Origin of the sequence: Microbacterium terrae (assembly GCF_017831975.1) — a bacterium.
GTDB lineage: Bacteria > Actinomycetota > Actinomycetes > Actinomycetales > Microbacteriaceae > Microbacterium > Microbacterium terrae.
Genome location: NZ_JAFDSS010000001.1, coordinates 2,671,887 through 2,691,452, shown reverse-complemented (window position 1 = coordinate 2,691,452; position 19,566 = coordinate 2,671,887). Strand labels below are relative to the sequence as shown.

The 19,566-nt window shown below is 70.4% G+C and carries 17 protein-coding genes; 12 read left to right on the top strand and 5 right to left on the bottom strand.

Going from position 1 to position 19,566, the window contains the following annotated elements:
• Positions 1-7: 7 nt before the first annotated feature.
• A complete protein-coding gene (locus JOD63_RS12310) occupies positions 8-757 on the bottom strand; it encodes a YidC/Oxa1 family membrane protein insertase (protein WP_045274197.1) in 750 nt (249 codons plus the stop codon).
• An 83-nt stretch (positions 758-840) separates the two neighbouring features.
• Positions 841-1,119, bottom strand: coding sequence for a DUF6412 domain-containing protein (locus tag JOD63_RS12305; RefSeq protein ID WP_045274198.1), 279 nt, complete (start codon positions 1,117-1,119; stop codon positions 841-843).
• A 165-nt stretch (positions 1,120-1,284) separates the two neighbouring features.
• On the opposite strand from JOD63_RS12305, the gene JOD63_RS12300 reads away from it, so the two are divergent.
• The gene (locus JOD63_RS12300; RefSeq protein WP_045274199.1) at positions 1,285-1,698 is read left to right on the top strand and encodes a hypothetical protein; all 414 of its coding nucleotides are present in this window, start codon (positions 1,285-1,287) and stop codon (positions 1,696-1,698) included.
• Positions 1,699-1,798: 100 nt separating this feature from the next.
• Here the strand turns inward: JOD63_RS12300 and cls are convergent, their stop codons facing one another.
• The 3 genes from cls to JOD63_RS12285 form a co-directional block, all read right to left on the bottom strand.
• Positions 1,799-3,268, bottom strand: coding sequence for a cardiolipin synthase (cls, locus tag JOD63_RS12295; protein ID WP_045274200.1), 1,470 nt, complete (start codon positions 3,266-3,268; stop codon positions 1,799-1,801).
• Positions 3,269-3,419: 151 nt separating this feature from the next.
• Entirely contained in the window at positions 3,420-5,558 is a 2,139-nt protein-coding gene (locus JOD63_RS12290) for an alpha-galactosidase (protein WP_045274201.1), read from the bottom strand.
• Entirely contained in the window at positions 5,555-6,571 is a 1,017-nt protein-coding gene (locus JOD63_RS12285; protein ID WP_045274212.1) for a LacI family DNA-binding transcriptional regulator, read from the bottom strand. Before JOD63_RS12285 ends, JOD63_RS12290 begins: the two co-directional genes overlap by 4 nt.
• 268 nt (positions 6,572-6,839) lie before the next feature.
• On the opposite strand from JOD63_RS12285, the gene JOD63_RS12280 reads away from it, so the two are divergent.
• From JOD63_RS12280 to panB, 11 genes are all read left to right on the top strand, one after another.
• Entirely contained in the window at positions 6,840-8,165 is a 1,326-nt protein-coding gene (locus JOD63_RS12280; RefSeq protein ID WP_045274202.1) for an ABC transporter substrate-binding protein, read from the top strand.
• Between the two features lie 21 nt (positions 8,166-8,186).
• Positions 8,187-9,182, top strand: a complete 996-nt coding sequence (locus JOD63_RS12275) for a carbohydrate ABC transporter permease (protein ID WP_045274203.1) — start codon at positions 8,187-8,189, stop codon at positions 9,180-9,182.
• Between the two features lie 86 nt (positions 9,183-9,268).
• Complete coding sequence (locus tag JOD63_RS12270) at positions 9,269-10,078, top strand: carbohydrate ABC transporter permease (protein WP_245243929.1); 810 nt, start codon at positions 9,269-9,271, stop codon at positions 10,076-10,078.
• Positions 10,075-12,576, top strand: coding sequence for a glycoside hydrolase family 2 protein (locus JOD63_RS12265; RefSeq protein WP_245617921.1), 2,502 nt, complete (start codon positions 10,075-10,077; stop codon positions 12,574-12,576). The genes JOD63_RS12270 and JOD63_RS12265 overlap by 4 nt, the downstream gene beginning before the upstream one ends.
• Positions 12,573-13,550: a glycoside hydrolase family 113 gene (locus JOD63_RS12260; RefSeq protein ID WP_407665001.1), complete on the top strand. Its 978-nt coding sequence runs from the start codon at positions 12,573-12,575 to the stop codon at positions 13,548-13,550. Before JOD63_RS12265 ends, JOD63_RS12260 begins: the two co-directional genes overlap by 4 nt.
• Positions 13,547-14,494 carry an N-acetylglucosamine kinase gene (locus tag JOD63_RS12255; protein WP_045274205.1) on the top strand — a complete coding sequence of 316 codons (948 nt, stop codon included), beginning with the start codon at positions 13,547-13,549 and terminating at the stop codon, positions 14,492-14,494. Before JOD63_RS12260 ends, JOD63_RS12255 begins: the two co-directional genes overlap by 4 nt.
• Positions 14,495-14,558: 64 nt before the next feature.
• Complete coding sequence (manA, locus tag JOD63_RS12250; RefSeq protein WP_045274206.1) at positions 14,559-15,725, top strand: mannose-6-phosphate isomerase, class I; 1,167 nt, start codon at positions 14,559-14,561, stop codon at positions 15,723-15,725.
• Positions 15,726-15,760: 35 nt separating this feature from the next.
• Positions 15,761-16,801, top strand: coding sequence for a LacI family DNA-binding transcriptional regulator (locus JOD63_RS12245; RefSeq protein ID WP_245617922.1), 1,041 nt, complete (start codon positions 15,761-15,763; stop codon positions 16,799-16,801).
• Between the two features lie 149 nt (positions 16,802-16,950).
• Positions 16,951-17,754 (top strand): DUF2520 domain-containing protein, encoded by an 804-nt coding sequence (locus JOD63_RS12240; RefSeq protein ID WP_045274208.1) that lies wholly within the window; start codon positions 16,951-16,953, stop codon positions 17,752-17,754.
• Complete coding sequence (gene panC / locus JOD63_RS12235; protein WP_045274209.1) at positions 17,751-18,602, top strand: pantoate--beta-alanine ligase; 852 nt, start codon at positions 17,751-17,753, stop codon at positions 18,600-18,602. The genes JOD63_RS12240 and panC overlap by 4 nt, the downstream gene beginning before the upstream one ends.
• A complete protein-coding gene (panB, locus tag JOD63_RS12230; RefSeq protein WP_045274210.1) occupies positions 18,602-19,447 on the top strand; it encodes a 3-methyl-2-oxobutanoate hydroxymethyltransferase in 846 nt (281 codons plus the stop codon). Before panC ends, panB begins: the two co-directional genes overlap by 1 nt.
• Positions 19,448-19,566 lie beyond the last annotated feature (119 nt).

Sequence of the window (19,566 nt, the reverse complement as noted above, 5' to 3'; positions counted from 1 at the left end):
CGCCTGATCACCGCGGCAGCGGGAACCGGCGCCGCAGCACGAGTCGCTGCCCGAGCGTCCACGCCACTGTCGTGAGGAGGTAGAGCGCGGCCGCCAGCGGAACGAAGAGCGCGATGGCGGCCGTGGCGAACTGCAGAGCCCCCACCATCTGCACCGCAGCGGGTGAGGTCAGCGGGCCCGCCTCGGCGGCCGGATCGACCGGCGGTCGCAACAGCCGGCGGGTGGCTTCGCCGACCACGGCGATCAGCACGACCACCGCTCCGCAGACGAGCGCGGTGGTCGGGTCGAGGGCGCCGGCGCCGATCGCGCCGGCGATGCTGGTGCCGAGGGGCACGCCGGCGAGCTCATGGGCGAGGAGCACGTTCGCGTTCCCGGCGATCGTCGTGTGCAGGAAGACCGCATAGATGAGGCCGACCACGGGTGCTTGCAGCAGCAGCGGCAGGCAGCCGGCGAACGGCGACGTGCCGTGGTCTGCGTAGAGCCTCATCGTCTCGCGCTGAAGCCGTTCCGGATCACGGCGATGGCGGCGCTGAAGCTCCCGCAGCTCAGGGGCGAGGCGGGCGCGCGCCTGCTCGGCGCGAGCCTGCGAGACGCCCACCGGGATGAGGACCGCGCGCACCAGCAGCGTGATCAGCACGATCGCGCAGGCTGTCGCGGATGCGCCGGCGAGTGGGGCGAGGAGGTCGGAGAGGGCGAGGAAGGTCGATTGCGCCCCGTCGAGGAGGGCGGCGAGTGCAGGGATGGCGAAGATGTCCACGGGTGATCCGTTCGTCGGTGTGTGTGGGAACCGGAACGGCCGCGCATCGCGCGGTGATCACCCCCGTGCGGGGTGAGGCGGGATCACGCGGCCGAGGCCGCGATCCCCGGTGCTCGCGGGCGTGCGTGGCCCGCGGCATCCGGATCGCTCTGCGACACCGGAGCGCTGACGTCGATCTCGCGGCGTGGGGCCAGGAGGGCTGCGGTCGTCGAGGCGGGTGCGAGCGCGTGGACGACGACGGCGGCGAGCAGCATCGCCGCGATCACGACGGCGACGGCGGCAGCGGTCGACGTGTCGGTGGAGGCGGCCATGCCGAGGGCTGCTGCCGCGAAGAGCAGGAGGCTGCGGAGCAGGCCGGCCATGGCGGCATCCTTCCCGTTCAGCCGTCGACGGATGCCTCACGCTAGCACGCGGCCCGGCACCGGCTGGTCGCCGGGCGTTCACGTCGACGCGGTACTGGAGCCGCCCGCAGTGGGGGACAATGGAAGGGCGCTCGAAACCGTTCGGGCTTGCAGGAGAGGGCTGTTATGAAGATCGTCGCGTCGTCGGACTGGCGAGACGGACTCGCATTCGACAGCCCCACCCTCGTGTCAGAGGTCGCTCCCGGCGAACCGGCACGCTGCGCCACCTGCGGGCCGGACTCCGCACCGCGCGAGCGCACCGAACTCTGGGCTGTCAAGCACCGCCACCCCAAGCAGCACAGTGGCTACGTGCGGTTCTACTGCCTGCTCCACACGCCCGCCGCCGCGCCCGCTCCGGTGGCAGCACCGGCCGCGGCAGCCCGCCCGGCCTCCCGCGCGCCGCGCGCCGACCGCGCTCCCCGCGCCGACCGCGTGCCGGTGCGCAAGCCCGACCTCGACGTCGTGCGCGCGATGTGCCCGGACTGCTTCGTCGAGGTGTCGGCGGTCGGCGTGTGCGGCATGTGCGGCCGCACCGTCTGACTGCGCACCGTCTGATTCCGCCGGTGGGTCAACCTGCCGGCGGAGACCTGCGCCGTCTCGCAGCGTGCGCCCGAGACGCCCGCCGCGGTCGGGCGGATCGTCAGTTGATCGCCGAGGCGAGCCGGGCGACCCCGTCGAGGAACGTCGCTTTCGCCGGCTCCTGCCGCCACTCGTCGAGGGTGAGCTCGCGGCCCTTGTCGCGGTAGTCCTGCTCGACCGCGCGCATCTGATCGACGAACGAGGCGCCCTTCACGAGCAGCGACATCTCCATGTTCAGGCTGAACGAGCGGATGTCCATGTTGCTCGAGCCGATCACGGCGATGTCGTCGTCGATCGAGAAATGCTTGGAGTGCAGGATGTAGGGGGCGGGGTAGAGGAAGATGCGCACGCCCGCCTCGAGCAGGACCCCGTAGTACGACCGCTGGGCGTGGTAGACCATCGCCTGGTCGCCGAGCTCCGACACGAACAGCTGCACGTCGAGCCCGCGCTGGCACGCCGTGGTGATCGCGTAGATCATGGCCTCGTCGGGCACGAAGTAGGGGCTGGTCAGGATGACCTTCTCGGTCGCACCGTGGATGAGCGAGAGGAACAGCCGCAGGTTGTTCTCGGTGTCGTACCCGGGTCCACTCGGCACGAGCTGGCAGGTGAGCGAAGCCTCCGCGACCGGGGCGATCTCGCTCGCGGGTGTGTGCTCGAGGGCATCCAGCCGCTCACCGGTCTCGATGAGCCAGTCCGAGAGGAAGACGGTGTTCACCTCGGCGACGATCGGACCGCGCACGCTCGTCACGAGCTCCTGCCACATGAGGCCGCGCTTGATGTTCTTGGGCGCGTTGTAGGTGCGGTCGATGAGGTTCTGAGAGCCGACGAATGCGATCTTGTCGTCGACGACGACGAGCTTGCGGTGGTTGCGCAGGTCGGGGCGCTGGTACTTGCCCTTGAGCGGCATGACGGGGAGCATCCACGCCCACTTCACGCCGATGCGGTCGAGCTCGGCGAACGTCTTGTCGGCGTCCGTGACCTTGCGCGAAGCGATGTGGTCGGCGAGGAGCCGCACGCTGACGCCGCGGGCGACGGCCGCCTCCATCGCGGCGAAGAATCCGCGGGTGGTGTCGTCCCACGACACGATGTAGAACTCCACGTGCACGTAGCGCTCGGCGGTGCCGATGGCCTCGGCCATGGCGTCGATGGACGCCTGGTAGTCGCCGATCAGGGATGCCTCGTTGCCGTCGACCGCGGGCAGCGCGGTGAGGGTGCGGTTCTGCTCGACGACGCGCTGGAACCACCGCGGCCACGCGGCGGCATCCGCTGTCGTGGCCCCGGCGGTGCGGTCACGGATGATCCCGTCGATGCGGGCCTGCTCGGTGCGGCGCTTCTCGGGAAGACGGAAATTGCCGATCAGCAGATAGAAGAGAATGCCGAGGAGAGGCAGCGCGAAGATCAGCAGCAGCCACGCCATCGCGGCGGTCGGCTTGCGGTCGCGCGGGATGTAGACGAGCGCGACGACGTCGATCACCACGACCACCGCGAGCGCGACGACCCACGACAGATTGGTGAACAGCAGCGTGTCCATGGCGCACACTCCGGAGCGACGGGGCCCGACGGCGCCGGGCGGGCGATAAAGAGACTATCGCCCGCCCGGCGTGGTGCTCGGTGACGGCGCGATCGGGGCGGAGCCGGTCAGGCGGTCGGATCCTCATCAGGCGAACCGCGGAGTTCGCGGGTCACACCCGCTCGAGGTGGAGCACGAACGCCTGGACGGGCCAGAGCGTCGGCAGCTGCAGCCCCACCTGCTCGAGCACCGAGCCGGGGAGCTCGACCGCGGAGGTGAACCAGGGCGGGGTGATCCAGCCGTGGGCTGCCTCGCCGACCTCGCGGCGCACGCGCACCCGGTAGGTGGCGCCCGGGTCGAGTCCGGGGATGCGCAGTCGCTCGGGGCGGGCGTCTTCGAGTGAGGCGATCGTCGCGACGACGACGACTGCCGCGTCGCGCTCTGGCGCGATGAAGCCGGTGACCCGCCAGGACGGGTCGCGCAGCTCGGGATGCACTGTGACGCCGCGGTGGACGATGGGGCGCAGCTCGCGGTACAGCTGCGCGAACGCGCTGATCGTGGCGGACTCGTCGTCGGTGCAGGTGAGGATGTCCCATTCGAAGCCGGCCGAGCCCATCAGGCTCGTCGCCATGCGGTACGACAGCGGCGTCACGCGGCCGGAGCTGTGCGACTCGCCGGGGCCGACGTGGGCGCCGACCAGTTCGGGCGGAAGCAGCAGGCCGGTCCACTTCTGGATGTCCTGACGCTCGACGGGGTCGTTGGAGTCGCTCGCCCACACGCGGTCGGTCACCTCGAGAACGCCGAGATCGGTGCGCGCACCGCCGCTCGAGCACGACTCGATCTCGAGCGACGGATGCCGCAGCTTCAGCGCACGCATGAGCTCGAGTGTCGCGAGAGTATGGCCGTGCACGCCCGGGCGCCCGTCGTGGACCGACTCGACGAGATCGCGGTTGTGGTCCCATTTGATGTAGTCGATGCCGAGCTCGGTCACGAGGGCATCCATCTGGCCGAGCACGTGTGCGAAGGCGCCCGGCTGCGCGAGGTCGAGCACGTACTGGGTGCGCCACGACAGGCCCGCGTCGTGCTCGAGGTGGCGTGGATCGTGCAGCAGCCAGTCGGGGTGGGCGCGGTAGAGATCGGAGTCGACGCTGATCATCTCGGGCTCGAACCACAGACCGAACTGCATGCCCAGATCGTGAACGCGGGCGGCGAGCGGTGCGAGGCCGTCGGGCCACACGGTGCGGTCGACGGTCCAGTCGCCGAGTCCAGTGGTGTCGTCGCGACGAGCCGCGAACCAGCCGTCGTCGAGCACGAAGCGCTCGATGCCGAGCTCCGCTGCCAGATCGGCGAGTGCCGTCACGCGGGCCGGGTCGTGGTCGAAGTAGACCGCCTCCCAGGTGTTGAGGGTGAGAGGACGAGGAGACGACGGATGCTGCGCCCGCCCGCGCAGCCAGGTGTGGAAGCGGGCGGCGATGCCGTCGAGACCCTCCTCGGTGTGCACGAATGCGATGCGCGGCGTGGAGTACACATCTCCCGGAGCCAGGACGACTTCGCCCGGGCGCAGCATCTCGCCGGCGCCGAGGAGGGTGACGGAGTCGGTGACGCGGTCGACGCGGTAGGTGACGTCGGAGGGCCAGGCGGCGTGCACGCCCCAGGTGCGTCCGGCGCGCCAGGTCGGCGCACCCTCCGAGGCGAGGAAGAACGTCGGGGCGTCGTGCCCCGGGCGGCCCCGGCGCGACTGGCGCACGGTCGAGCCGGCGGGCATGCCGATGATGACGGGGCGCTTCTCCCGCGTCCAGCGTCCGTCGAAAGCGAGCAGGTGGTCGGTACTCGACGGGACAGGCATCGTCAGCTCGAACCACTCGACCTCGATCGGCGGCGAGCCCGCCGCGCCGCCGTGGGAGAGCGAGCCCTCGGCCCACAGCACGCCGCGTTCGATCGCGAGACGCCAGGTGCCGACGAGTCCGGTCGCCTCGTCCATCGCGGTGACGGTGCATGCGGCATCCGACGCCTCGATCTCGACCCGCGTCCACCGCACATGCAGCTGCACGCCCGCGCGCCGCAGCTGGAGGCCCGGGCGTCCGCTCCAGGCATCGGACTCGGCGGGGGCGAGCGACACCTGCCAGGGGGCGTCGAGCGTGCCGGGAGCCGACTGCCGACCGACCGCATCGGCGAGTGCGCCGAGGGCCGCCGCATCGAGGCGGCCGACGGATGCACCCCAGTGGAGCACGGTCGGCAGCCCGGCGCCGCGCGGGTCGAGGACGACACTGAGGCCGTCGGCTTCGAGCTGGATGACGTCGGTCGTTGTCATGCGGTCTCCGTTGCTGGTGGGCGCTCGCCGGATCCACGCGGGATCAGGCGGGTGGGAAGCTCGATCTGGGTGGTGAACGCCGTGGGGTCGGCCATGCGCTCGATGGCGAGGAGCGCGGCGCGACGCCCCATCTCTGCCGGGTCGTGGCCGACGACGGTGACGCCCAGCACATCGGCCGTCTCGAAGTCGTCGAAGCCGATGAGCGCGGGCGGGGACGCGAGGTCGCGGAGCGCTCGGAGCGCGCCGACGCACACGCGGTTGTTGCCAGCGATGATCGCCGTCGGCGGGTCGGGCTGGTCGAGCAGCTCCCGGATGACGGCATCGGCCGGAGCCGTCGGGTCATCGAGCAGTCGTTCCCACCGCGGATCAGGGTCGATCCCGCCCGCGATCAGCGCCTCGCGATACCCGCGCACACGCTCGGTCTGCGTGTAGACGGAGGCGGGATTGCACACGTACGCGATGCGGCGGTGACCGCCGGCGATGAGTGCCGTCGTCGCCTCGACCGCGCCGCGACGGTTCTCGAGCACGATCGCATCGGCGACCAGATTGCGCGCCGGCCGGTCGATGGCGATCACGGGAGTGCCGAGCTGCCGCTCGCCGTCGAGATAGGACTGGTCGTCGCTGACCGGAATCAGCAGCAGCGCGCCGACGCGCTGTGCGAGGAGCGTGTCGGCGACGCGCTCCTCGCCTTCGACCGAGTCGTCCGTCGTGGCGACGATGAGGGTGAACCCCTGGGCGGCGAGAGCCTTCTCGATGCCGGAGGCGACGGTGTAGTAGAACGGGTTGCGCAGCTCGCCCATGATGAACCCGACGGTCGTCGAGACGCCGCCGCGCCGGAGGCTCCGAGCGAGGGAGTTCGGACGGAAGCGCAGCCGCTTGGCGGCGGAGAGCACGCGCTCGGCGGTGTCGGGCGAGACCTTCTCGCGCTGCGCGTACACCCGCGAGACCGTCTTCGGACTCACTCCCGCCAGACGCGCGACGTCGTCGAGCGTCGCCCGCTGCTGAACCGACATGGCACCTCTCCCGTGCGTCGATTCGCCGATGCCATCGGTGGGCACAGGCGACATTCGGCGCGACATCCGTCGTCATCCGGTTCGCGGCAGCCGAAGAAAATCCTGATCAGGATGATCAGAGAGTAGTCGACTGCGAGAGGACAACGAAGGACAGAATTGCATAAAGCGCTTTACAACTCAAGCGCTTTTGTCCTACGCTGTCATCGCCCGAGGGTGGGACGGATCCCGCCGGCGAAGTCGGGCACCTGGGATACAAGGGAGTAATCACATGAGCACTCGCAAGGCAATGGTCGGCCTTGTCGGACTCGCTGCGGCGACGATCGTGCTGACGTCCTGCGCAGGCGGCGGCTCGTCGACCGGCGACGACAGCGCCAATGCGATCGACGGCGAGCCGAGCGGCGACATCAAAGTCATCACCTGGCGGACCGATCTGATCGCGGACGGGACATTCGACGAGTACGCGAAGGAGTTCCAGTCGGTCTACCCCGACGTCACGGTGACGTTCGAGGGGATCACCGACTACGAGGGCGAGATGAAGACCCGCCTGAGCACCACGAACTACGGCGACGTCATCGGAATCCCGACGATGCAGCCCAGCCAGTTCGAGCAGTTCCTCGAGCCGCTCGGCGAGACGGCGGACTTCCAGGACACCTACCGGTTCCTCACCACCCACACCTACGACGGCACGCAGTACGGTCTGGCCATCGGCGGGAACGCCAACGGCGTGCTGTACAACAAGGCGGTGTTCGAGGAGGCCGGCATCACCGAGCTGCCCAAGAACGAGGAGGAGTTCCTCGCCGCGCTCGAGCAGATCCGCGACAACACCGACGCCATCCCCCTCTACACGAACTACAAGGACGGGTGGCCGCTCACGCAGGGCATGGGCAGCCTCGGCGCCATCACGAACGACCCCGATGCCGGCATCAACATGGCCGAGAACACGGCGCCGTGGACGGAGGGCACCGACATCTACGCGATCGACTCGGTGTTCTATGACGCCGTCGAGGCCGGCCTCACCGAAGAGGACCCGCTGACGACGAACTGGGAGCAGTCGAAGGTCGACCTCGGCACCGGCAAGATCGGCACCATGATCCTCGGGTCGTGGGCGATCTCGCAGATGCAGGCGGCGGCCGAGGACAACGGCGCATCCGCAGACGACATCGGGTACATGGCGTTCCCGTCGAACCTCGACGGGAAGCAGTACGCGATCATCGGCGGCGACTACAACCTCGGCGTCAGCAAGCACTCCGAGCACAAGGCCGCGGCCTGGGCCTTCATCCAGTGGCTGCTGGAGGATTCGGGCTTCACCGAGACGCAGGGAATGGTCTCGACGGTGTCGGCGAAGCCGCTGCCCGACAACCTGGCCGGTTTCACCGAGGAGGGCGTCGAACTGATGGAGACGAACCCGGCACCCGCCGGCAAGGAGAGCCTGCTCAGCGATATCTCCAACGACTCGCAGATCGATCTGTGGGGCCCGCTGTACCGGCAGGCGATGATCGACATCGCCCGCGGCGCGGCTGACGGCGACAAGCAGTCGTACTTCGACGAGCTCAACGAACGCTGGGGTGCATCCAGCGAGCAGCTGGCCGGTTGACGGCGAGAGGACGACGGAAGCATGGCACTCACGGCACCGGGAACCGCGCCTGCGGGCGCTCCCGCCGTTCTCTCGAGCACCGTGCGCTCCCGGAGGTTCCGCGGGTTCTCCCGCGGGACCTCCGGCGGGCCGCGGGCATCCGCCCCGGGGTCGGCGCTGCGCCGCCGGCTCACGCCCTGGCTGTTCCTGATCGGCTCGGTCGGGCTGCTCCTCGTGTTCACCTACTGGCCGGCGGTGAACCTCATGTGGTACAGCTTCACCGACTGGGACGGGCTCGACCTCACCAAGGAGTACGTCGGGGTCGCCAACTACGTCGAGGTGTTCACGAACCCGCGCGTCTTCGGCGTGTTCTTCGTCAGCCTCTACTACTTCGCGGCGTCGTTCGTGCAGATGGCCATAGCGCTCTACTTCGCGACGATCCTCAGCTTCAGCACGCGGTTCTCGAACTTCTTCCGCGGCGTGCTGTTCTTCCCCTACCTGATCAACGGCGTGGCGATCGGGTTCGTGTTCCTCTACCTGTTCCAGCCCGGCGGCACCCTCGACACGGTGCTGGGGTGGTTCGGGGTCGCCGACACGCCCCACTGGCTCGGTGACCCGGACGTCGTCAACTGGAGCCTGGCCGCGACATCGGTCTGGCGGTACACGGGCCTGAACTTCGTGCTGTTCCTCGGCGCGATCCAGTCCATCCCCTCGGAGCTCTACGAGGCTGCAGACCTCGACGGCGCCAATCGCTTCCAGCAGTTCCGGGCGATCATCTTCCCCGGCATCCGGAGGGTGGTGGGTCTCTCGTTCATCCTCGCCATCGCGGGAAGCCTCAACGTGTTCGAGATCCCGTTCATCATGACCGGCGGCGCGAACGGCAGCGCGACCTTCGTGATCCAGACGCTCCAGACCGCGTTCAACTTCCGGCAGGTCGGCCTCGCCTCGGCGATGGCGGTCGTGCTGCTGGTGATCGTGCTGGTCGTGACCTGGATCCAGCGGAGAGTCTTCCCCGACGAGAAAGTGGACCTGACATGACCACCGCGCCGCTTCAGACCGCTGGACCGCGCAGCTCTGCGCCCCGGCACCGTTCCGCTCGCACTCCGATGATGCGCGTGCGCAGCATGAGCGCATCCACCGCCAAGTACGTCAGCCTGATCCTGGGTGCCATCCTGACACTGCTGCCGCTGTCGGTCGTGCTGTTCGCGAGCCTCAAGACATCGCAGGAGTACGGGCAGACGGGGCCGTTCGCCCCGCCCGAGAACTGGTTCAACTTCGACAACTTCGTCACGGCGTTCACGCAGGGCGACATGCTCGAGGGCTTCGTCAACACCACGGTCGTGCTGGTGATCTCGCTCGTCGGAACGATCGCGCTGGGCACGATGGCCGCCTACGCGATCGACAGATTCACTTTCCGCGGCAAGAAGCTCGTCGTCGGACTGTTCCTCGTCGCGACGCTGATCCCCAGCGTCACGAGCCAGGTCGCGACGTTCCAGATCATCAACGGACTCGGGCTCTACGACACCAAGGCGGCACTGATCCTGCTCTTCATGGGCACGGACATCATCGCGATCTACCTGTTCATCCAGTTCATGCAGTCGATCCCGGTCTCGCTCGACGAGGCCGCGATGATCGACGGCGCCAACCGGTGGACGATCTACTGGCGGATCATCCTGCCGCTGCTCAAGCCCGCGATCGCGACCGTCGTGATCATCAAGGGCATCGCCGTGTACAACGAGTTCTACGCACCCTTCCTCTACCTTCCCTCCGAGGGGATGATCTCGACCGCGCTCTTCCGGTTCAAGGGACCGTTCGGTGCGCAGTGGGAGGTCATCGCCGCCGGAACGATCGTCGTCATCATCCCCACCGTGATCGCATTCCTGCTTCTGCAGCGCTGGATCTACAAGGGCCTCGTCGCAGGAGCAGTCAAGTGAGCCACCCCCAGACCCTCGCCGGTCCGATCACCCGTCGCGCGCTCAGCGAAGGGTGGACGCTGTCGGCGGCATCCGGCCCGGCTCCCGATGACATCGCCGGGCTCACCGTGCCCGCCGTCGTCCCGGGTGTCGTCCACACCGACCTGCTGGCCGCCGGCCTCATCCCCGACCCGTACCTCGACGACAACGAGGCGGCGCTCGCGTGGATCGGGCTCGTCGACTGGACGTATGAGACGACGTTCGAGGTCGCTGCAGACGAACTGGCCGGCGCTGCCCGCCACGACCTCGTCTTCGACGGCGTCGACACCGTCGCCGCGATCTCGCTGAACGGTGCGCTGCTCGCCGAGGTCGCCAACCAGCACCGCTCGTACCGGTTCGACGTGGGTGCGCATCTCGTCGCCGGCGAGAACCGCCTCACTGTCGCGTTCCGGAGCCCCGTGCGCGCGGCGAACGAGCAGTCGGTCGCGCTCGGTGTGCGCCAGCGTCCGTATCCGCTGCCGTATGAGGCGATCCGCAAGTCCGCCTGCAACTTCGGGTGGGACTGGGGGATCGCGACATTCACGAGCGGCCTGTGGAAGCCGGTGCGGCTCGAGTCGTGGTCGCTCGCCCGGCTCGCCGAGGTGCGGGTGGTCGCGGAGCCGGTCGACGACGGCGGTCGCGTGCGCACCGAGGTGCGCGTCGAGCGAGCGTCGGATGCCGACCTCGACGTCTCCGTCGAGGTCGCGGGAGTCCGCGCCGCAGTCGTCATCCCTGCCGACGAGGTCGCGGCATCCGTCGTCGTCGACGCGCCTGCGGTGGACCGCTGGTGGCCGGTGGGATACGGCGCACAGCCGCTGTACGACGTCGCGATCGCGCTCCACGTCGACGATGAGTGCATCGACACCGCCGCCCGCCGCGTCGGCTTCCGCGAGCTCGTGTGGAACACCGGCGCCGAGGGCGACGCGTCGCGTCCGTTCCAGCTCGTGGTCAACGGCGAGCCCGTCTTCGTCAAGGGCGTCAACTGGATCCCCGACGACGCGCTGCCGGTGCGGGTCGACCGCGCGCGCTACGCCGACCGGCTCACCCAGGCTCGCGACGCGAACCTCAATCTCATCCGCGTCTGGGGCGGCGGCATCTACGAGAGCGATGACTTCTACGACCTGTGCGACGAGCTCGGACTCCTCACCTGGCAGGACTTCCTCTTCGCGTGCGCCGCATACGCCGAAGAGGAGCCGCTGCGCTCCGAGATCGAGGCGGAGGCACGCGAGAACGTCTCGCGCATCGCGCACCACCCCTCGCTCGCACTGCTCACGGGCAACAACGAGAACCTGTGGGGCTACGAGGACTGGGGCTGGCAGGAGCTGCTCGACGGAAAGACCTGGGGTGCGTACTACTACTACGACCTGCTGCCGGGCGTCGTCGGCGAGATCGCGTCGCACGTGCCGTACGCGCCGGGGAGCCCATTCAGCCCTGGCGGCTCGTGGGACGGCACTGCTCAGACCGGGCCGCACCCGAACGACGAGGCCCACGGCACCATGCACCTCTGGGAGCAGTGGAATCGCGAGGACTGGACGACCTACCGCGCGTACCGCCCGCGCTTCGTCGCGGAGTTCGGCTGGCAGGGCCCGCCCGCATGGACCACCCTCACGCGGTCGATCAGCGACTCGCCGCTGACGCCCGAATCGCCCGGAATGGTCGTGCACCAGAAGGCGATGGAGGGCAACGTCAAGCTCAGCCGCGGCCTCGTGAAGCACTACCGCATCCCCGAAGACATGGAGACGTGGCACTGGGCGATGCAGCTGAACCAGGCGAACGCCGTCGCGGCGGCCCTGGACTGGTTCCGCGCTCACGCCCCGTTCACCGCGGGCGCGGTGGTGTGGCAGCTCAATGACTGCTGGCCGGTCACCTCCTGGGCGGCGATCGACGGCGAGGCCCGCGAGAAGCCGCTCTACTTTGCGCTGAAGAACAGCTTCGCCCCTCGGGCGGTGACCGTGCAGCCGCTCGAGCAGGGGCTCTCGGCGATCGTCGCGAACGACACCCGCGAGAGCTGGGCGACGGAGCTCGTCATCACCCGTCGCCGGTTCGACGGCACGGTGCTCGCCGAGCAGCGGGCATCCGTCGAGATCGCGCCGTTCGGGAGCGCCGTCGTGGCGCTCGAGGCAGCAGTCGCGGGAGCCGACGACGCAGCATCCGAGGTCGTCGTCGCCGACGCCGCCGGCTCGCGCGGTGTGTGGTTCTTCGCCGAACCGCGTGAGAGCGCGCTCGCCCCGCAGCAGGTGACGGTGTCGGCTGCGCCGACCGAGGACGGCGTCGACGTGACGGTCACGGCCGCGGTGCTCGTCCGCGACCTCACCCTGCTCGTCGACAAGGTCTCCGCCGACGCCCGCGTCGACTCGGCACTGGTGACGCTGCTTCCGGGGGAGTCGCACACCTTCCGCGTGCGCGGCGCGCTCGCGGAAGCCGAGGCCTTCGCGGCGCCGACCGTACTGCGATCGGGCAACCAGCTGGTGAGCGCGTGAGCGTGCTCGCGGCCGACGCCGCGACGCTCCTCGCCCGGCCGGTGTGCGGCATGACGTGGGGCTGGGTCGGCACCCGCGGCACGTGGGCGACGCCCGCGGCCGAGGCATCCCTCGATCGCATGGCCGAGCACGCGGTGACCTGGACGGCGCTCGCGTATTCGGCGCTGCAGGCCACCGCGTTCTCGACGGAGATCCCGTTCGACCAGGAGCCGACGGTCACCGACGACGAGATCGTGTGGGCGATCCGCGCCGCGCACGCCCGCGGCATGAGGGTGTGCCTGAAGCCGGTGGTGAACGTCGCCGACGGAACCTGGCGCGCCTTCATCGGCTTCTTCGACTGGGACGTGCCGAACGAGCCGAGCTGGACGCAGTGGTTCGAGGCCTACCGGGCGTTCATCCTGCACGCCGCGCGCATCGCCGAGGCCGAGGGCTGCGAGATGCTCTGCATCGGCTGCGAGATGGTGCGCGCGGACGCGCAGGAGGCGCACTGGCGGCGTCTGATCGCCGACGTGCGCGAGGTGTACTCCGGACCCATCACGTACAACTGCGACAAGTACCAGGAGGACCGCGTCACGTGGTGGGACGCGGTCGACGTCATCTCGTCGAGCGGGTACTACCCGATCGAGCAGTTCCACGAGCAGCTCGACCGGATAGAGCCTGTCGTGCGGGCCTCGGGCAAGCCGTTCTTCTTCATGGAGGCGGGATGCCCGTCGCGCGAGGGCTCGCCCGACCTGCCGAACGACTGGAGCCTGCCGGGCGCCCCGTCGGGCGCCGAGCAGCTGCGCTACTACCGGACGATGTTCGAGGCGTGCCGCAGCCGGGACTGGGTGCGTGGTCTGATGCTCTGGGATTGGCCCGCAGACTTGTATGCGGTCGCGGATGCCACGGCGAATGACGACTACTGTCCCTATGGAAAGCCCGCGGGCCACTACATGGCGCAGCAGTACTCCGCTTGGAATGAGGAAGCTCGATGACAGTCCCCCGAGGCGCTGCGGCGGCGCTGGCGATCGATGCCGGTCAGACCGGTATGAAGGTGCGCATCGAGCGCGGTGGGCAGACAGCGCTGGAGCGGGTGCTGCCGGGAGTGCGCACCAACGAGCCGCTGCTGCCCCAGCTCGCCTCGGTGGCGCGCGCCGTCGCGCAGGAGACCGGCGACGCGTTCGACGTCGTGTCGACCGGGGTGTCGGGCCTCACCTCGCGTGAGGCGGATGCCAGCGCGCTGCTGTCGATGCTGGCCGATCTGGGTGCGCGACGCGTGCTGCTGACGCACGACTCGGTCACGTCGTTCCTCGGCACGCTCGGCGACGCGCGTGGCGCGGTGGTCGCCGCCGGCACCGGCGTGGTGACGCTCGGCGTCGGCCGCACCGCGGTCGCGCGCGTCGACGGCTGGGGCAATCTCATGGGCGACGCCGGAAGCGGCTACTGGATCGGTCGCGAGGGCCTGGATGCCGCGATGCGCGCGTACGACGGCCGTGGAGCCGAGACGCGACTGCTCGACATGCTGCGCGAGCGCTGGCCCGACCCCGAGACGGCGTACGTGCAGCTGCAGTCCGACCCCGCCCGCGTGTCGGTGATCGCCTCGTTCGCCGAGCACGTCGCCGCGCTCGCCGCGGAGGACACCGTCGCCGCGTCCATCTGCCTGCGCGCAGCGCGCGAGCTGTCGCACTCCGCTGCGACGGCGCTGCACCGCGTCGCCGGTCCCGATGACGAGGAGCGCGAGGCGCCGGTCGTCAGCGCGATCGGCGGCGTATTCCGCTCGGCGCTCATCCGCGATCGCTTCGCCGAGCTGATGCTCGAGGCCGTCCCCGGAGCCCACATCGAACCGCCGGTCGGCACCGGACTCGACGGGGCTGCGGCCCTGCAGCGCCTCGGCGAGGCTCATCCGCTGCACAGCCTCATCTCCGTGGCGGCGCGGTGACCGCTCGATGACATCGGGCCCGCATGCGGGTATCCGGGCATCCGTTCATGGGAGGATCGACGCGATGACTGCGACGCTCGTGACGATCGAAGGCGACATCCGTGACTATGCCTGGGGCACGCCGGGAGGGATCTCCCGTGTGCTGGGCCGGCCGGCTCCCGATGCCCCCGAGGCCGAGCTCTGGCTGGGTGCTCACCCGTCGGCGCCGAGCCGCGCGGTGACCGGTGCCGCGGGATGGACCGACCTCGCGGAGTGGGAGCGGTCGGGCGCCGGCCGTGTGCCGTACCTCCTGAAGGTGCTCTCCGCTGTGTCGCCGCTTTCGCTGCAGGCGCACCCGACGCCGGAGCAGGCGCTCGAGGGGTTCGCGCGCGAGAACGCCGAGGGCATACCCATCGATGCGCGGGAGCGCAACTACAAGGACCCGTATTCCAAGCCCGAGCTGATCGTGGCGCTCGAAGACGGCTTCGAGGCGCTTTGCGGCTTTCGGCCGGTCGATGAGACCATCGCCGAGGTCGACGCGCTCTCCGCCGCGGCGACGGACGCCGGTCTCGACGAAGCTCCGTTCGCCCGCTGGCGGGCGCTGCTGGCCGGAGATGACGGGATCCGTGCGGCGTTCGTGTGGCTGCTCGACGGCGGCGCCGATGTCGAGGCGCTCATCGCCTCGGTGACCCAGATCGCTGCGCAGCATCCTGACCGCTTCGAACTCCCCGGCCGGCTGGCGGCCGGCTACCCCGGTGACCCCGGTGTCGCCGCCGCGCTCATGCTCAATCACGTGACCCTCGCGGCGGGCGAGTCGCTGTGGCTCCCGGCGGGCAACGTGCATGCGTACCTGCGCGGAACCGGGATGGAGCTCATGGGGCCGAGCGACAACGTACTGCGCGGCGGCCTCACGCCCAAGCACGTCGACACCGGTGAGCTCGGTCGCGTGCTCGACTTCACCGGCGGCGAGCCGCCGCACCTCGCTCCCGTTCCTGTGGCCGACTCCGTGGTCTCGTACCGCCCGCGATCGCTGGCCTCGGGTGCCGATGTCGCCTTCGAGCTGCTCGACGTCAGCGCCGACGCCCGCATCGAGACCGGCTCACCCGCGATCGGGATCGTCGTCGAGGGGGAGTTCAGGATCACGGGCCCGGAAGGCACGCGCTCGCTCGAGCGCGGCGAGAGCGTCTTCGTGACGGATGCCGCGACCCTCGAGGTGCGTGGCGCGGGCCGCCTGTTCATCGCCACCGCCTGACCCTCCTCGCTGCGTCGCGGGGCTAGTGTTCAGGGGTGAGCACCGCGCACCGGCGCCCGAGCGGGCGCGTGACGATCAACGACATCGCGGCTCGCGCCGGTGTATCTATCAGCGCGGTGTCGTTCGCGCTGAACGGCCGCAAGGGCGTCTCGGATCAGACGCGGGCGCGTGTGCTGCAAGTGGCCGACGAGATGGGCTGGGCGCCGTCATCGGCGGCACGGTCGCTCGCCGAGGCGAAGACCGAGACCTTCGGGCTCGTTCTCGCACGCGATCCGCACAACCTCGGAGTCGAGTCGTTCTACATGCGGTTCTTCGCGGGGCTCGAACTCGAGATGTCGATCCGGGGTTACGGGCTCCTGCTGCAGGTGGTGCCCTCGGTCGAGGCGGAGCTCGCGAAGCTCGCGAAGTGGCGCAACTCCCGCAGCGTCGACGGGATCATCCTGGTCGACCTGCACGTCGAGGACCCGCGGGTCGCGCTCGCGACGCAGCCGGGTGCGCTGCCGACCGTCGTGGTCGGAGATCCGAGCCTCGCGGGCGGTCTGACCTCGGTCTGGACCGACGACGCCGAGTCGATGCGCTCGGCCGTGCGCTACCTCGCCGACCTGGGGCATCGGCGCATCGCGCGCGTCGCCGGGCTGGCTGCGCTCGCGCACACGTCCATCCGCGACGCCGCATTCGCCGACGAGACCCGGGCGCTGGGCATCCACGGCGAACTGGTCCGCACCGACTACACGCCGCAGCAGGGGGCCGAGTGCACCCGAGCGGCCCTCACCGGGGCTGAGCCGCCGACGGCGCTCATCTACGACAACGACGTGATGGCGATGGCCGGGCTCACCGTCGCCCACGAACTCGGGCTCGATGTTCCGGGTGACCTCTCGATGATCGCGTGGGACGACTCGGTGCTGTGCGAGCACACCCTGCCGAGCCTCACGGCGCTCAGCCATGACGTGGTCGCCTTCGGATCGCATGTGGCGCGGCGGCTGTTCGCCGTGGTCGACGGCGCCGAACCCGGAGCCTTCCTCGACTCGACGCCGTCGCTCCGCGTGCGCGGATCCACCGGACCGCTGCGCGGCTGACGCGATCCACCGCTCGGCCGTGGGCGATGCGCCCGGGGCGGAACAACCGGGCCCCGCCCCGTCGGGCGATCCCCTCGATGCGGGTTCTGAGCCTGCGACAGGGTATTTTTGTGCGCGGTTCACAATGCCGCTGACGAGAGGCGACAACGATGCGCGATCGCGACGCCGCTCCCGCGCGCGCCGTCGAGGCCCTGGTCGCCCCGGTCGCCGTCGTCGGCGATGGGCGCATGGGGCGCGCACTGGTCACTGCGCTGCACGCTGCGGGAGTCGCCGTGGTCGGTCCTCTCGGGCGCGGCGCGGCAGCGGACGACGCGGCGGTCGTGCTGCTGGCGGTGCCCGACTCCGAGATCGCCGCGGCTGCCGAGGCCGTCGCGCCCGCACCGCTCGTCGGCCATCTCTCGGGGGCAACGGGCCTCGACGCGCTCGGTCGTCACGAGTCCTTCAGCATCCATCCCCTCCTCACCGTGACCGAGCGCGGTGCTGCGTTCGAAGGCGCACCTGCGGCGATCGCGGCGTCGAGTCGCCGCGCCCGCGAGACGGCACTCGCGCTCGTCGCCGCTCTCGGGATGCGGCCCTTCGAAGTCGCAGACCACGACCGCGCGGCGTACCACGCTGCGGCATCGGTCGCGGCGAACTTCCTCGTCACGGTCGAGGGCTTCGCGGCCGACCTCGCGTCGACCGCGGGCGTCGACCGCGCGATGCTCGCGCCGCTCGTGCGCGCGGCAGTCGACGCGTGGGAGTCAGAGGGCGCCGAGCGGGCGCTCACCGGCCCGGTCGCCCGCGGCGATGTCGAGACCGTGAGCCGTCAGCGCGCCGCCGTTGCCGAGCGCATGCCCGACCGGCTCGGTCTGTTCGACGCGCTCACAGCCGCGACCACCGACCTCGCGACGCGTGCGGCGGCCGGGCGTCGTGCCGCGGATCATGCAGCGGAGACCGGGGGAGGTGCACGGTGAAGGTCGTCCGCTCGATCGCTGAACTGCGCGCCGCCCTGGCCGGGCGCCGCGACGACGGCGTCGGCCTCGTGCCGACGATGGGCGCACTCCACGAAGGGCACCTCTCGCTCGTGCGCGCAGCCCGCGCCGAGTCGGGCACCGTCGTGATGTCGATCTTCGTGAATCCGACCCAGTTCGACGAGCCGACCGACCTCGCGGCATACCCCCGCACCGAAGAGGCCGATGTCGCCCGTGCGGCCGAGGCGGGCGTCGACATCGTGTTCGCGCCGACGGCCGCCGAGATGTATCCGCGCGGGTTCGCCTCGACGGTGAGCGTGTCGGGAGTCCTCACCGAGTCGCTCGAGGGCGCGCAGCGCGGGCGAGCCCACTTCGACGGCGTGGCGACCGTCGTGCTGAAGCTGCTCCTGGCCGCTCTCCCCGACACCGCCTACTTCGGGGCGAAGGACGCCCAGCAGGTTGCGGTCGTGAGGCGGATGGTCGCCGACCTGGGCGTACCGGTCGCTCTGCGCGTGTGCCCGACCTCGCGCGACGTCGACGGCCTCGCCCGCTCGAGCCGCAATGTGCGCCTCAGCGCCGAGGAGCGCGCACGCGCCGTCGCCGTTCCGCGGGCGCTCGACGCGGTGACGGATGCCGTCGCCCGCGGCATCCGTGATTCCACTGTGCTCGTGGCGATCGCCCGCGACGTGCTCGAGGCAGCCGACACGGCGGTCGAATACGTCGCGATCGTCCACCCAGACTCGTTCGAGTCGGTGGCGATGATCGAGGGCCCGGCCCTCGTCGCCCTCGCCGTGCGCCTCGGCGACACCCGCCTCATCGACAACGCCCTGCTCACCCCCGGAGGTGCCTGATGCGCGCCCACGTCACCCTGCACCGCCTCGCCGAGATGAAGGCGCAGCGCGAGCCCATCGTGATGGTCACCGCGTACGATCACGCGACCGCCCGCATCGCGGAGCGCGCCGAGGTCGACATGGTGCTCGTCGGCGACTCGGGCGCGCAGGTCGTGCTCGGGCACGCGTCGACCGCGGCGGTGACCGTCGACGAGATGCTCATGCTCGCGGCGGCCGTGCGCCGCGGCATCCGCTCGGCCTTCGTCGTGGCCGATGTGCCGTTCGGCTCGACGGAGGTCTCCGACGAGCAGGCGGTCGCGACCGCGGTGCGCTTCGTGAAAGAGGCCGGCGCCGACGCGGTGAAACTCGAGGGCGGCGGCCCGGCGCGGCTCGCGCGCATCCGGGCGATCGCCGACGCGGGGGTCGTGGTCGTCGGCCACGTCGGGCTCACCCCGCAGACCGCGGTGGCGCTCGGGGGGCTCCGCGCACAGGGGCGCACCGCCGACAGCGCGGAGCGCTTCGCCCGCGAGGCGCTCGCCGTGCAGGACGCGGGAGCGAGCGTGCTCGTGATCGAGGCCGTGCCGGCGGAGGTCGTCGACGCGGTGCTCCCCGCCCTGCACATCCCGGTGATCGGCATCGGCGCGGGGCGCGCCGATGGGCAGGTGCTCGTCATGCACGACCTCGTCGGCCTGACCGAGGGGCGCACAGCGGTGTTCGTCAAGCGCTTCGCCGACGCCGGAACGGTGATGGCCGACGGTGTCGCGGCGTATGCCGCCGAGGTGCGAGCCGGAACGTTCCCCGCGGCCGAGCACGGCTACTCGGCCACTCCCGCGGCCGTCGCCGCCGCGCGCGCCGCCCTCGACTGACACCCCGCGCCCACAGCGCCCCCGCGCCCACAGCGCCCCCGCGCGCCTTCGACCGGAGCTTCATCTCCGTGGATTCGATGCTCGACGCGCTGCTTGCGTCGATTTCACGGAGATGAAGC

Bases quoted from the DNA above. Each gene is read 5' to 3' on its own strand.
- JOD63_RS12305 (WP_045274198.1), bottom strand. From the start codon at position 1,119: ATGGCCGGCCTGCTCCGCAGCCTCCTGCTCTTCGCGGCAGCAGCCCTC.
- JOD63_RS12300 (WP_045274199.1), top strand. From the start codon at position 1,285: ATGAAGATCGTCGCGTCGTCGGACTGGCGAGACGGACTCGCATTCGAC.
- cls (WP_045274200.1), bottom strand. From the start codon at position 3,268: ATGGACACGCTGCTGTTCACCAATCTGTCGTGGGTCGTCGCGCTCGCG.
- JOD63_RS12290 (WP_045274201.1), bottom strand. From the start codon at position 5,558: ATGACAACGACCGACGTCATCCAGCTCGAAGCCGACGGCCTCAGTGTC.
- JOD63_RS12285 (WP_045274212.1), bottom strand. From the start codon at position 6,571: ATGTCGGTTCAGCAGCGGGCGACGCTCGACGACGTCGCGCGTCTGGCG.
- JOD63_RS12280 (WP_045274202.1), top strand. From the start codon at position 6,840: ATGAGCACTCGCAAGGCAATGGTCGGCCTTGTCGGACTCGCTGCGGCG.
- JOD63_RS12275 (WP_045274203.1), top strand. From the start codon at position 8,187: ATGGCACTCACGGCACCGGGAACCGCGCCTGCGGGCGCTCCCGCCGTT.
- JOD63_RS12270 (WP_245243929.1), top strand. From the start codon at position 9,269: ATGAGCGCATCCACCGCCAAGTACGTCAGCCTGATCCTGGGTGCCATC.
- JOD63_RS12255 (WP_045274205.1), top strand. From the start codon at position 13,547: ATGACAGTCCCCCGAGGCGCTGCGGCGGCGCTGGCGATCGATGCCGGT.
- manA (WP_045274206.1), top strand. From the start codon at position 14,559: ATGACTGCGACGCTCGTGACGATCGAAGGCGACATCCGTGACTATGCC.
- JOD63_RS12240 (WP_045274208.1), top strand. From the start codon at position 16,951: ATGCGCGATCGCGACGCCGCTCCCGCGCGCGCCGTCGAGGCCCTGGTC.
- panB (WP_045274210.1), top strand. From the start codon at position 18,602: ATGCGCGCCCACGTCACCCTGCACCGCCTCGCCGAGATGAAGGCGCAG.